Below are 14,176 nucleotides of genomic sequence, written 5' to 3'. Positions count from 1 at the left end.
CTCCTTGATGGCGAGTATCGCTCTCAAAAGACTGGAACGAAACCGGTGCAGGTCCACACAGACGACCGGCGTCGTCCGTGCGATCAACGGACGCTGCGGGGATCAGTCGGCATCAGGATTTTGTTGACGGATTCAAGTTCCGTGGTAGCCCCGTAACATCTGGGTGTAGCCATGTGCGCCACAGACCCTGTTATGCCCGAGGCGTAACCTTGAGGTCCAATCCGCGCCAAATGTGACACCCACGGTCAGGGTCTAGACCCATGAGTGACAGTTTGGGGAGATGGGCATGCGGATCGGATATCGGAGAGTGTCGAGCGAAGGCCAGAACCTCGACCGGCAAGACATCGGCGAGGTGGCGAAGCTGTTCGAGGAGAAGCAGTCGGGTGCCTCGGCCAAGGATCGCCCCGCGCTCATGGACATGATCGACTTCGCCCGCGAGGGGGACGAGGTCGTCGTCTACAGCATCGACCGGCTCGCCCGTGACTTGCGCGACCTGCACGACATCACCACCACCCTGACCCGCAAGGGCGCGACCGTGACCTTCCTGTCCGAGCGCCTGTCGTTCAGTCCGCAGTCGAATGATCCGTTCGTGCCGCTGCGCCATAACGGCATGAGATAGATTCTGCATGAAACGAGGTCCTTGGAGGCGGCTGAAGAGTGAACCGAGAAGGCTGAGACCGGGGCAATACCTGAACTCGTCACTTCCCGAAAGCAGATCGGTCGCGTCGCCATGGAACGCGGGTAAGAGGTGCTCCCTAACACCATTGACTGCGCGAGAACGCGGAACTTATCCATTCCATATCCGTCGCCCGATCCTGCCTCGTCCACGCATCCCGTGGCCTACCGCCGGAGCCAAACCAGCCGTAGAACCATTCGGCCAGATTGACCCAGCACCTGACAAGGGCATAACCTTTACCTCGTCACGACAAGAACCCACATGCCAGATCAGGCGCACAAGTCAACTCACCGGCTCTGGGCACCACTTAAATCCAGCAAGCTTCGACGTGAAACCAGCTGAATCTGGTGATTTTAATCCTTGGTATCATTTCCGTCGGCAGGCAGCGCGGGGCCTTGTGATGGAAACTGCTGGCATCACCATTTCGTCTGTAGTCTGTTGACCCAGTGAACCTGGCAGGATCGGCCGGGACATTGAGAGCGGATGGTTGAAGTGAAGATTTACCCCTGCATTCTTTGTGGCGGCTCGGGCACGCGGCTTTGGCCGCTATCGCGCAAAAGCTATCCCAAGCAGTTCGTGCCGCTGGTTGGCACGGGAACCCTGTTTCAGGCTTCGGTCCTGCGGGCCACGGGTGCGGATTTTGCTGCGCCGATCATCCTGACCAACAGCGATTTCCGTTTCATCGTTACGGAACAGCTGGCCGAGCTGGGAATAGACCCGGCAGCCATCCTGATTGAGCCCGAAGGGCGGAATACCGCGCCGGCCGTTCTGGCCGCCGCCCTTCACGCCCATGGTGCGGACCCCGAGGCGACACTGCTTGTCATGCCTTCGGATCATGACATTCCGGCAACGGCTGATTTTCAGGCGACGGTCATCCGCGGGCTTGAGGCGACGGCGCGCGGGCAGATCGTGACCTTCGGCATTACGCCGACACGGCCTGAAACCGGATATGGCTATCTGGAACTGACCGAGGCCCCGGCAGGTGACGGGGCGGCAATTCCGTTGCACAAATTTGTCGAAAAGCCCGATCTTGGCCGCGCGGAGGCCATGCTCGCCTCGGGGAATTACCTGTGGAATGCGGGGATCTTCCTGTTCCGCGCACAGGACATGATTGCCGCGTTTGAACGCTTTGCCCCCGCAGTTCTGGCCGCCGTCCGGGCCGCGACAGATGCCGCACGGGTGGACCTTGGGTTCCTGCGCCTCGCCCCGGAGCCATGGGCCAGGTCGCCCGACATCTCGATCAATTATGCCGTCATGGAAAAGGCCCCGAATTTGTCGGTCGTGCCTTTTGATGGGGCCTGGTCAGACCTTGGCGGCTGGGATGCGGTCTGGGCCGTGTCGGGGCCGGATGGCGCAGGTGTCGTGACCCGGGGCGAGGCCAGCGCGATCGACTGCACCAACAGCCTGCTTCGATCCGACAGCGACGGGTTGCAGCTGGTGGGGATCGGATTGGACAATATCATCGCCGTGGCGATGAATGATGCTGTGCTGATCGCGGACAAGCGCCGGGCGCAGGATGTGAAAGAAGCGGTCAGCCTGCTGAAAAGCAAAGCCGCAAAACAGGCCGTGCAATTTCCCAAGGACCACCGCCCCTGGGGCTGGTTCGAGACTTTGGCCCTCGCGGACCGCTTTCAGGTGAAGCGGATCGTCGTGAAACCGGGGGCAAGCCTCAGCCTGCAAAGCCATCACCATCGGTCGGAACACTGGATCGTGGTGCAGGGCACGGCCCGGGTCACGGTGGACGATACCGTCCGCCTGATTACGGAAAACCAGTCGGTCTATGTGCCGCTGGGCGCGGTGCACCGGATGGAAAACCCCGGCAAGGTGCCAATGGTGCTGATCGAGGTGCAGACCGGCGCCTATCTCGGCGAAGATGACATCGTCCGTTACGAAGACCTTTACGCCCGGGGACCGGGCGCAAAAGGCTGAACCCCGCCAGCCTCAGGCAGGCTGGCACGCCGGGACCCGGCGGTGACGCGCGATCAGGGCCTTCAGTTCGGGCTGGCAGGCACCGCAATTCGTGCCGGCACGCAGAGATGCGCCAAGCTCGGCCACGGTCAGCCCATGGCCGGCGCGGATGGCGGCGGTGATGGTATTCACCCCCACACCAAAGCAGGCACAGACGGTCGCCCCGGCATCCGGGGCGCCACGGCCGGGCTGTCCGGCCAGAAAGCTCGGGTCGGGTGCAGATCCAAGCGCCGCCGTCACATGCCCGCGCGACAGCGCCACCGGATCGCGCGCCACAAAAAGCGCGGCGACAAGCCGATCCCCTTCACTGAAGGCAAGACGGACAAGCCCGCGCCGGGGGTCGCTGACGGCACTGACCGTTGCCGTCGGGCAACCAAAAAGCGCGCGGGCCCAGGCCTGCCAATCCGATGGGGGGATCCGTCCAGCAAGCTCCGCCCGCCAGCCCCCCTCGGCGCGCGCCAGCGCCCAGTAATCGGAACCGGGACGAAAGGCCCTGGCCGAGATTGCAAATCCATACCAGCCCGCCTTGAACGCTTGCAGGTCCACCGCCGCCGCCTTGCTGTCGGGTTGGCCCGAAACAGGATCAACGCGTGCCGTGACCAGATCCGCAATGCGTCCGGCGGCAGAGGTTTCCCCGGTCCAGTGGATCGGGGCAAAAACCTCACCGGGGCGGACACGATCCGTGATCAGCGCGCGCAACAATGCCCGACCATGGGTGTTGTACACCCAGACCAGCGCGGCCGGTTCGATCCCCCTGCGCCGTGCATCTTCGGGGTGGATTTCCAGAAACGGCTCGGCCAGATGCGCGGAAAGGCGTGGCGATTGGCCCGTGCGGGTCATCGTATGCCAATGGTCGCGGATGCGGCCGGTGTTCAACCGGAAGGGCAGGTCTGTCACAGGGGCAGGCGCGGGGGTCACGGGCACCATCCGGCCCTTCCCGCTGGGGGTGTGAAACTGCCCTGCCCCAAAGAACCGCCCCCCCTGCCGTTCCGCCGTGGCGGGCCAGACGAAGGGCGCCAGCGCCTCATATCTTGCCGGGCTGATCCCTTCATGCGCCGAAATGTCGAAATCGCTGCCCAGTCTTGCGGCAACGCCGGACAGCGCCGCAAATTCGGCAAAGATCTCGGCGCTGGACGACCAGGAAAACGCGTGCGACCACCCCATGCGGGCTGCCACCCCCGCAAGAATGCGCCAGTCCTGGCGTGCCATGCCGGGGGAGGCGCGAAAGGCACGCTGTCGGCTGATGCAGCGTTCGGAATTGGTGACAGAGCCTTCACGCTCGCCCCAGGTGGCGGCAGGGAAAACCACATCCGCAAGGCGCGTGGTGTCGGTGTCGGCCATGCAATCGGACACGACCACAAAATCGCAGGCCGCCAGCGCGCGGCGGATGCGTGCGGCCTCGGGCATCGAGACGGCGGGATTGGTACAGATGATCCAGATCGCCTTGATCCGCCCCTCTTCCACCGCGCGGAACATGTCGACCGCCTTGAGGCCCGCCTGCCCCGCCATCGTCGGGGCGGACCAGAAGGTTTGAACCGCCTGCCGATGGACCGCGTTTTCGATATCGAGATGGCAGGTCAGCGCATTGGCAAGCCCGCCCACCTCGCGCCCGCCCATGGCATTGGGCTGACCGGTCACGGAAAACGGCCCCATCCCGGGCCGCCCGATCCGCCCGGTGGCCAGATGGCAGTTCAGGATCGCATTGACCTTGTCGGTGCCCTGCTGTGATTGGTTGACCCCCTGGGAATAGACAGTCACCACACGCTCCGTTCCCAGCCAGAGCCCGACAAAGGCGGCGAGGTCGCGCTCCGTCAGGCCCGTCGGGGCATCGGCGCTGCGCCGGGCAGCGGCAAGGGCTTCGTCAAAGCCATCGACCCGCGCAAGAAAGGCCGGGTCCAGCGCGCCGCGATCCGCCAGGGCGACCAGCAGCTGATTGAACAACGCCACATCGGCACCAGGGGTGATCTGCAGATGCAGATCGGCCAGCGCGCAGGTGGCTGTCTGGCGCGGATCGATGACGATGATGGTCATCTCGGGACGCCGTTCCTTGGCGGCGGCGAGGCGCTGATAGAGCACCGGGTGGCACCAGGCGAGGTTCGAACCCACCAGAACCACCACATCGGCCAGCTCCATATCCTCATATTGCCCCGGCACGGTGTCCGAACCAAAGGCACGGCGGTGTCCCGCGACCGAAGACGCCATGCAAAGCCTTGAATTCGTGTCGATATTCGCCGACCCGATAAAACCTTTCATCAGCTTGTTGGCCACATAGTAATCTTCGGTCAGCAGCTGACCCGAAACATAAAAGGCCACCGAATCCGGCCCATGTTCGGCGATACAGTGCTGAAAGCGTTGCGCGACCAGATCCAGCGCACTGTCCCAGTCGCTGTCCTTGCCGGCGATGCGCGGGACCAGCAGCCGCCCGTCCAGGCCCAGCGTTTCCGCCAGGGCGCTGCCCTTGGAACACAGGCGGCCATGGTTGGCCGGGTGATCGGGGTCGCCGGTGACGGTGACACGCCCCTGGCCATCGGGGCGGATCACGACGCCGCAGCCCACACCGCAATAGGGACAGGTGGAACGGACCGTCATGCCGCGCTCCGCCGCACAAGGCGCGTTGCATCCAGCTGCACCCGGCCTGCCACCACCCGGGCGGAAAAAGTGGCAACGGCCCCTTCATCGGCGCCCTGCGCCTGCCCGGTGTTCAGATCAAAGACCCAGGCATGCAGCGGGCATGTGACCTGCGCGCCATGCACGATCCCTTCGGACAAGGGGCCGCCTTTGTGCGGGCAGCGATCTTCCAGCGCGAAGACCTGATCGTCGGCGGTGCGGAACACCGCGACGCAGCCAAGGGCCGTCCGCACCACGCGTGCGCCCTGGGCGGGGATGTCGGTCAGACTGCCAATGTCGATCCAGTTCATTCTGCGGCCTCTTGTGACAGATCAGCAAGTGCGGCCCACTGGCGGCGGGCAGCGGCGGGGGCATGTTCGGCCCAGGGGTCCTGGCGATAGACCGATTGGCTCAGTTCGAACCGCGCGACCAGCGCAGCACGATTTTCCAGATCATCCACGACCTGCGCGCGGATCTTGTCGAGCCCGACCTTGGCGACCCATTTGAAGGCCCGATGCAGGTATTGGCCCTGTTCACGATAAAGCTGGATGAAGGCGGCGGTGATGTCGCAGGCCTCATCTGCCGAAGGGGTGGCGGCAAGGAATTCCGTCTCCTTCACCTCCATCCCGGCCGCGCCTGCGACGCTGATCTGATAGCCGGAATCGACACAGATGATGCCGATATCCTTGATCGTCGCCTCGGCGCAGTTGCGCGGGCAACCCGAAACGCCCAGCTTGACCTTGTGGGGCGTCCATGACCCCCAGAGCAGCTTTTCCAGCCGGATGCCAAGCCCGGTGGAATCCTGCGTGCCAAAGCGGCAGAATTCCGATCCGACGCAGGTCTTCACCGTCCGCAGCCCCTTGGAATAGGCATGGCCCGAAACCATGCCCGCTGCATTCAGATCGGCCCAGATTGCGGGCAGGTCTTCCTTGCGGACGCCCAGCAGGTCAATCCGCTGGCCGCCCGTCACCTTGACCATCGGCACGTTGTAGCGGTCGGCCGCATCGGCGATGGCGCGCAGCTCGTCCGGGGTGGTGACACCGCCCCACATGCGCGGCACGACTGAATAGGTGCCGTCCTTCTGGATATTGGCGTGGTTGCGTTCGTTCACGAAACGCGATTGCCGATCATCACGATAGTCAAGCGGCCATTCCGCGAGGAGGTAGTAATTCAGCGCCGGTCGGCACGAAGCGCAGCCCCCCGCCGTTTTCCAGCCCAGTTCCTGCATCACGGCGGGAATGGATTTCAGCGCCTTGACCCGGATCAGCCGCCGCACGTCATCATGCCCCTGATCGGTGCAGCCGCACATGCCCTGCCGCACGGGAGCCGCGAAATCCGGGCCAAGGGTCAGGGCCATCACCTGCTCGACCAGCCCCGTGCAGGTTCCGCACGAGGAAGAAGCCTTGGTCACGGCCCGCACCGCGGCAAGGGTTTGCGCACCCGCCTCGATCGCCTGTACGATCCGTCCTTTGCACACGCCGTTGCAGCCGCAAATCTCCGCCTCAGGCGGCAAGGCTGCAACGGCCGCCATAGGGTCCGCTGTGGCCCCCCCCTGGTGGCTTGGGCCGAAGATCAGGGTGTCGCGCAGGGGGCCGATATCGGTGCCGTCCTTGATCAGCCCGAAGAACCACGGCCCGTCTGCGGTATCGCCGTAAAGCACCGCACCGATCAGCCTGTCCTGCTGGATCACCAGCCGTTTGTAGATGCCGCGCGCGGGATCACGCAGGACAATATCTTCGCGCCCCTCGCCTTCGGCGAAATCGCCCGCGCTGAACAGATCGCAGCCCGTAACCTTGAGCTTGGTGGCGGTCTGCACGGGGCGGAAGGCGGCAGGCTTGCCCTGAAGCGTGGCCGCAACCACCCGGGCCTGATCGTAAAGCGGCGCGACAAGGCCAAAGAGCTGCCGATCATGCTCGACACATTCCCCAACCGCAAGAATGGCGGGGTCCGAAGTGACCATGGTGTCGTCGACGGTGATGCCCCGCCCGACCTCAAGCCCGGCATCGGTGGCCAGCCGCGTTTCAGGGCGGATGCCCACAGCCATCACGACCAGATCTGCGCCATAGGTGGTGCCATCTTCCAGCAGCACCGCTTCGGCGCGGTCCTGCCCCAGGATGGCCTTGGTCGCGCCTTTGCAATGGATGCGGATCCCCCGCGCCTCAAGCGCCTTTTGCAGCAGATAACCGGCGGCAGGATCAAGCTGGCGTTCCATCAGATGGCCCATCAGGTGGATCACTGTGACCTCCATCCCGCGCAGGGCAAGGCCTGCGGCAGCCTCAAGCCCCAGCAACCCACCGCCGATCACCACGGCCTTGGCACCGGGGCGGGCAGCGGCGATCATGGCATTGGTATCGTCGAGATCGCGGTAGCTGACCACGCCCGGCAGATCGCGGCCCGGAACGGGAATGATGAAGGGCGCCGATCCGGTGGCGATGACCAGCCGGTCATAGGTCACCTCGGCCCCGCCCGCGACCACGACCTTCCGGTCGCGATCAATCCGCGTGACATGGGTGCCGAAGTGGCAGGTCACGCCGTGGCGGGCATACCAGTCCGCATCATGGGTGACGATCTCTTCATAGGTCTTTTCCCCCGACAGCACGGGCGACAGCATGATGCGGTTATAGTTCCCCCGCGCCTCGGCATTGAAAAGCGTCACCTCAAAGGTACCCGGTGCGTCTTCGAACAGGTGTTCCAGCACCCGCCCCGAGGCCATCCCCGCCCCGATGACAACAAGTTTCTGGGTCATTACGCGGCATCCTCCGTTTTGGCGCCCTGTTCGTAATCCTCAAGAAAACCAAGGATCTCGGCGCGGTAGGTCCAATATTCGGGGTGATCGGCCAGCGCCTTGCGGCTGCGCGGACGCGGCAGGGCAATGTCGGTGATGCGGCCGATGGTGGCATTGGGGCCATTCGTCATCATCACCACGCGATCGGCCAGCAGGATGGCCTCATCGACATCATGGGTCACGCAGATGGCGGTGACGCGGGTCCGGCTCCAGACCTCCATCAGCACTTCCTGCAATTCCCAACGGGTCAGGCTGTCCAGCATCCCGAAAGGTTCATCCAGCAGCAGAAGCTTCGGCGACAGCGCGAAGGCCCGCGCGATCCCGACGCGCTGGCGCATCCCGTTCGACATCTCGGCGGCCGGGCGGTCCATCGCATCGGCAAGGCCCACCCGCTCCAGATAGTATTCAACCACATCCTGACGCTCGGACTGGCTGGCCCGGGGATAGACGCGGTCTACCCCGATGGCCACGTTTTCCTTAGCCGTGAGCCAGGGAAACAGCGAAGGCGACTGGAACACCACCGCACGTTCGGGATCGGCCCCTTCGACGTGCAGGCCATCCAGCTTGATGGCCCCGCGCGAAATCCCCGTCAGGCCGGCGGTCATCGACAGGACCGTCGATTTGCCGCAGCCCGAATGACCGATCAGGCTGATGAATTCCCCCTTCTTCAGCGTCAGGTTCACATCCTCGACCACCGTCAGCGGCCCCTTGGGCGTGGCATAGACTTTGTGCAGCTGTGAAAACTGCAGATAGCGGTCATCCGTCATGGATTTTGCCGCACGGGCATAGGCGCCCGGCAGGGCATGACGTGGCACCACCGCGGGCAAGGTGCGGGCGGCCTGAACCTCTCCACGCGCGCCGACATCCAGAAGACAGGCGGTCACTGCCACGCGCAGGGCCTGAAATGCCGGGTCATCGCCCAGAAGGCTGCGGTCGCGCGGACGCGGCAGCGCCACGGGAAAGCTGGTGCCCAGCGTGCCATCGGGGTTTAGGATCACGATCCGGTCGGCCAGAACCAGCGCCTCATCCACGTCATTCGTGACCAGAACCACGGTGCGACGGTCGCGGGCCCAGATCACCTCGATCTCATCGGCAAGATTGGCACGGGTCAGCGCATCCAGCGCCGAAAGCGGCTCATCCAGCAGCAGGACCTGGGGCTCCATCGCCAGCGCCCGGGCGATCCCCACACGCTGTCGCATTCCGCCTGAAAGTTCGGCCGGGCGACGGTCGGCCGCATGACCAAGCCCCACCATCCCGATGTATTTCGCCACCAGTGCCGCACGCTCGGCCGCCGGGCGGGCGCCATGCACCGCATCGACTGCCAGCCGCACATTCCCCGCCACGGTCAACCAGGGCATCAGTGCATAGGACTGGAACACAAGCCCCCGTTCCGGCCCCGGCCCCGTAACGGGCGCACCACGAAAGCGCACCTCGCCTTGATCGGGGGTGGTAAGCCCTGCCATCAGCGACATCAGCGTGGTCTTGCCCGTGCCGGAATAGCCCAGGATCGCCACGAATTCACCCTCGGCCACGCTGAGCGAGACGTTGCGAAGCACCTCGGTCCGTGTATCGCCGCTGCCAAAGCCTTTGGAAAGGTTGATCAATTCCAGCATGTGTCACCGCCGCGTCGAATGGGTAAACAGCGATTGCAGCGCGAACATCACCCGGTCGAGCAGAAAGCCGATAATCCCGATGGTCAGCACCGCCACCATGATCCGCGCCAGACTGTCGGCACTGCCATTCTGGAATTCGTCCCAGACGAACTTGCCCAGACCGGGGTTCTGCGCCAGCATCTCGGCTGCAATCAACACCATCCAGCCCACGCCCAGCGACAGCCGAAGCCCGGTAAAGATCAGCGGCAGCGCCGAAGGCAGAACCAACCGGGTGATACGGACCCAGGGACCAAGCTTCAGGACCTTGCCCACATTCACCAGATCGCGGTCGATGGTGGCCACCCCCAGCGAGGTATTGATCAGCGTCGGCCAAAGCGAACACAGCGTCACCGTGATCGACGAGACGAGAAAGCTTTTCGAAAGGCCCCCGCTGCCCCCCTCGGCGGCGGCCGAGACGACCATGGTGACAATGGGCAACCAAGCGAGCGGCGAGACGGGCTTGAAGATCTGCACCAGCGGGTTGATCGCCGCATTGGCGGTGGGCGACAGCCCCGCCGCAATGCCCAGCGGCACCGCCACCAGCGTGGCCAGGACAAAGCCCATGAACACCGTCTGGATCGAGGTCAGGATCTGCGCGTAATAGGTGGGCCGCCCGGTATAGGCGCGGGTCTTGACCTGATCAGCCTTGCCCGCGGCCACAAGGCCTGCATTCTTTTCGGCCTGACGGGCGATGAAAGCGGCCTCTTTCTCGGCCTCGGCCAGTGCTTCGGCATGCAGCGCCTGCGCCTGTTGCCAGACCTGCGCCGGACCGGGGATTGCCCCGAGCGAGGTTTGCACCTGCGGCGCCAGCACAGACCACATCATCAGGAACCCGGTGATCGCCAGCAGGGGCACCAATCCCGTCTGCCACAGATCGCGCCATTGGCCGCGCGGATTGTCGCCGGCCAGCATGCGCCATAGCGGCGTCAGCCAGCCAAGGCCCAAGATACGGAACCACGGATCACAGCGGCCGATCAGCAGATGCAGGCGTTTCAGCCGTTCGGCGCGCAGTTTGGGGGGGTCTTCGGGCAGGGCGGCAGGGTCAAGGGCGGTCATCTGGGCTTCCTTGGCGTCGGGGGGCTGGGTGGGATGGGGGGGCGTTTCAATTCGTCACGGCATCGGCGACGGTCTGGTCGCCCTTCAGCCCGATCGGCAGACGGTCGAGATAGGCGTTCGGCTGCGTGCCATCGAAGAGGACGCCGTCGATGAAGGCATCGGTCGGCGGGCGATAGCCGTCGGCATCCAGCTCAAACTGGTCGGCACGGGCATGGCCATCGGCGATCAGGGCCTCGACTGCGGCCTTGTAAAGGTCGGGGCGATAGACCTGACGGGCGGTATCGGCATACCAGCTGTCGGGCTTGGCGCTGTCGATCTGGCCCCAGCGGCGCATCTGCGTCAGCGTCCAGACGGCGTCCGAATAATACGGGAAGGTCGCATTCTGCCGGAAGAAGATGTTGAAATCCGGCGCGGGGCGTATATCGCCCGCCTCGTATTCAAATGTCCCGGTCATGGAATTGGCGATGATCGCCGGATCGGCCCCGACATATTCGGGCTGCGACAGGATGGTCACTGCCTCTTGCCGATGGGCGGGGCTTTCATCCAGCCACATGCCCGCACGGATCAGCGCCTTGGTCAGTGCAAGGGTTGTCTTGGGGTTTTCCTCGGCAAAGGCGGAGGTCAGGCCAAAGACCTTTTCGGGGTTTCCGGCAAAGATGTCGGCATCGGTGATGACCGGCACGCCGATGCCCTTTTTCACCGCCGCCTGGTTCCAGGGTTCGCCCACGGCATAGCCATGGATCGTTCCGGCCTCGAGCGTGGCAGGCATCTGCGGCGGCGGCGTGACCGAGATCAGCACCTCGCCCCCGGTCTGACCGGTGGCATCGCCCGGTTCGTAGAAACCGGGGTTGATCCCCCCGGCGGCCAGCCAGTAGCGCAGTTCGTAGTTATGCGTAGAAACCGGAAAGACCATGCCCAGATTGAAGGGCTCGCCCGTCGCTGTATGGCTTTCGATCACCGGCTTCAGCGCGGCGGCGCTGATCGGATGCGCGGGGCGCCCCTCTTGGTCCAGCGGCAGGGCGGGCTTCATCTCCTGCCAGATCGCGTTCGACAAGGTGATGGCATTGCCGTTCAGATCCAGCGCCACCGGGGTGATGATCGCCCCCTTGGTGCCATAGCCGATGGTTGCCGCCAGCGGCTGCCCCGCCAGCATCATCGCACCGTCAATTTCGCCTGAAAGCGTGCGGTCCAGCAGCACCTTCCAATTCGATTGCGCCTCCAGCGTGACGTAAAGCCCCTCATCTTCGAAAAAGCCCTTTTCGCGGGCGATGGCCAGCGGGGCCATATCGGTCAGCTTGATGAAGCCGAGCGTCAGCTCGTCACGTTCAAGATCGGCCGGGTCGGCAAGGGCAGGAAGTGCGGCCAAGGGGGCCAGAAGAATGGCCGTGGTCAGCATCAGACGGGGGCTGCATGTCATGGGACAGGTTCCTTCGGCGAGATGGGAAAAACAAAAAGGCCACCAGACGCGCACCGCAGCGAACTGCGATGGGTCAGGCGGCCTTGCCCGGGTTCCCGGTCATTCGGGAGGAATTCAGCGACAGGACGCCATTGTCCCGTCTGATGTCAGGGTGGCGCGGCGCGCCCTGCGGCTCAAGCCTTCCGCTTTCTGGCCGAGGCAGTTGGTGCTGCAATGCAGCAATCCGACTAAAGTTTAGGCAGTTTCCCCGCAGCGCGGTTCAGATCGCAACATCCGCAAAACGGCCAAGCCCGGGAATCGCCCTGATCTGCCGGCCCGACAGATCGAGAAAGCGCGCATGCAGATCGGCGCGGAAGGTCATCCGCGCAGCGGCGATGGCGGGCGCTTCCGGCAGACCAAACCGCCGCGCCAGCCGCTGGCCGATCCAGGCCGCCTGTTCGGGCATCGGGGCCATGGCTGCGACGGGGCCGAACCGCTGAAAGCCAGACACGGGTTGGATGCGCCCATGCGGATCGGTGACGATCTGCCCGGTCAGGGCGCGTTCGATCAGATCAGGCGCAACCTCGACCCGGCCGGGGCGGGTGACAATCTCGGCGGCGCTGGAGGCATTTTCGGGGCGCGACAACCAATCCCCCGCCCGCGCCAGCGCCCGCACCAGACGCCCGGCAAGATCCGGGTTCGCCTCGCACCAGCCCGCGCGGGTGGCCAGCACCTTTTCGGGCGGATGCGACCAGATCGCCGTCCCCGGCAGCAAGAGCCGCGCTCCGGCCACCTGCACGGCGCGACTTCCCCAGGGTTCACCCACGCAGAAGGCGTCGATCTCCCCCTCGGCCAAGGCCTCGGGCATCATCGGCGGCGGGACGGTGCGAAAGCTCAGCCGCCCCGGCGGCAGACCTGCCAGCCAGTAATCGACCAGCAGCGCCTGCATGGAATAGGGAAACGGCACGCCAATCCGCAGCCCGTTCCCCAGCAGCGCCAGCACCCGTGCCGCACTGCGGGCATCCTGAAAATCGAAGGCATGGCCCACCTTCTCCAGCCGCGCGGCAAGGGGGGCCGACAGCCCGATGACCTGCCCCCCCAACGACAGGATCAAAGGCGCCTCCAGCCTCGACCGTCCTGCCCCCAGCCCCATGGCCTGGGCCGCAGGCATGACCGACAGCATCTGCGCCGCCGCAACCTGCCCCTGATCCACCAGATCCCGCAGCATCGACCACGAGGCCGCGCGCCGCAGATCGAGCCGGACCCCCTCTTCCTCGGCAAAGCCAAGCACATCGGCCAGAACCAGCGGCGCGGCATCCACAAGCGGCACAAAGCCCAGGGAAACCTGCCGCGTCATCCCAGAAGATCCGCTGCGGTGACCAGCGCCTGTGCCACATCGGCCAGCCGCTTGCCCTGATCCATTGCCGCCTTGCGCATCAGCGCATAGGCCTGATCCTCGGTCGCGCCGCGCGCCTTCATCACCAGGCCCTTGGCGCGGTCGATCACCTTGCGCTCTTCCAGCGCGGCCTTGGTTGCGGCCAGTTCCGTCCGCATCCGCTGAAACAGATGAAACCGCGCGATGGCGGCATCAAGGATCGGACGGATGCGATCGGCGCGCAATCCATCAACGATATAAGCCGATACCCCCGCCTCGATCGCCACCCGCGTCAATGCGGCATCGGACCGATCGACGAACATGGCGACAGGCCGTTCCAGCGGGCCAGAGGCCAAAGTCAGTTCCTCAAGGATGTCGCGCGAGGGATGGGCCATGTCGATCAGCACCAGATCGGGCCGCGCCTGGGCCACATGGCGGGCCAAGACGCGCGCTGCAGACAGCACCGTGACATCGGTTTCCCCCGCCTCGGCCAGCGCCTCGACAATGCGGGCCGCGCGCTCGGCCTCTTGTTCGATCAGCAGGATACGAAGGGTGGCGGGCATGGCGGTCCGGGAATGGGGTATGTCTGTGCCTTCCTCACTGCGGCCGCGCGCGCAAGCCTGCGCCGCGATGTCGCAGCTGTGCGGGGCGCCCCTGCCCA

Annotated in this window: 10 protein-coding genes; 2 read left to right on the top strand and 8 right to left on the bottom strand. The window is 64.8% G+C overall.

The window, feature by feature from the left end:
* The first annotated feature begins 286 nt into the window (after positions 1–286).
* Positions 287–619: a recombinase family protein gene (locus IE101_RS18655; protein ID WP_229804312.1), complete on the top strand. Its 333-nt coding sequence runs from the start codon at positions 287–289 to the stop codon at positions 617–619.
* A 540-nt stretch (positions 620–1,159) separates the two neighbouring features.
* A complete protein-coding gene (locus IE101_RS18650) occupies positions 1,160–2,605 on the top strand; it encodes a mannose-1-phosphate guanylyltransferase/mannose-6-phosphate isomerase (protein ID WP_189635367.1) in 1,446 nt (481 codons plus the stop codon).
* A 12-nt stretch (positions 2,606–2,617) separates the two neighbouring features.
* Here the strand turns inward: IE101_RS18650 and IE101_RS18645 are convergent, their stop codons facing one another.
* The 8 genes from IE101_RS18645 to IE101_RS18610 form a co-directional block, all read right to left on the bottom strand.
* Positions 2,618–5,233, bottom strand: a complete 2,616-nt coding sequence (locus IE101_RS18645; protein WP_189635366.1) for a nitrate reductase — start codon at positions 5,231–5,233, stop codon at positions 2,618–2,620.
* Entirely contained in the window at positions 5,230–5,562 is a 333-nt protein-coding gene (nirD, locus tag IE101_RS18640; RefSeq protein ID WP_189635365.1) for a nitrite reductase small subunit NirD, read from the bottom strand. The genes IE101_RS18645 and nirD overlap by 4 nt, the downstream gene beginning before the upstream one ends.
* Positions 5,559–7,997, bottom strand: coding sequence for a nitrite reductase large subunit NirB (nirB, locus tag IE101_RS18635; RefSeq protein ID WP_189635364.1), 2,439 nt, complete (start codon positions 7,995–7,997; stop codon positions 5,559–5,561). Before nirB ends, nirD begins: the two co-directional genes overlap by 4 nt.
* Positions 7,997–9,649 (bottom strand): ABC transporter ATP-binding protein, encoded by a 1,653-nt coding sequence (locus tag IE101_RS18630; RefSeq protein ID WP_189635363.1) that lies wholly within the window; start codon positions 9,647–9,649, stop codon positions 7,997–7,999. Before IE101_RS18630 ends, nirB begins: the two co-directional genes overlap by 1 nt.
* Before the next feature lie 3 nt (positions 9,650–9,652).
* Complete coding sequence (locus IE101_RS18625; RefSeq protein WP_189635362.1) at positions 9,653–10,744, bottom strand: ABC transporter permease; 1,092 nt, start codon at positions 10,742–10,744, stop codon at positions 9,653–9,655.
* 46 nt (positions 10,745–10,790) lie between these two features.
* A complete protein-coding gene (locus IE101_RS18620) occupies positions 10,791–12,161 on the bottom strand; it encodes a CmpA/NrtA family ABC transporter substrate-binding protein (protein ID WP_189635361.1) in 1,371 nt (456 codons plus the stop codon).
* Between the two features lie 259 nt (positions 12,162–12,420).
* Positions 12,421–13,497, bottom strand: a complete 1,077-nt coding sequence (locus IE101_RS18615; RefSeq protein WP_189635360.1) for a CmpA/NrtA family ABC transporter substrate-binding protein — start codon at positions 13,495–13,497, stop codon at positions 12,421–12,423.
* Entirely contained in the window at positions 13,494–14,078 is a 585-nt protein-coding gene (locus IE101_RS18610) for an ANTAR domain-containing response regulator (protein WP_189635359.1), read from the bottom strand. Before IE101_RS18610 ends, IE101_RS18615 begins: the two co-directional genes overlap by 4 nt.
* Positions 14,079–14,176 lie beyond the last annotated feature (98 nt).

This window comes from Gemmobacter lanyuensis (genome assembly GCF_014652355.1).
Classification (GTDB): domain Bacteria; phylum Pseudomonadota; class Alphaproteobacteria; order Rhodobacterales; family Rhodobacteraceae; genus Gemmobacter; species Gemmobacter lanyuensis.
This window is presented reverse-complemented; position numbering and strand designations above follow the sequence as displayed.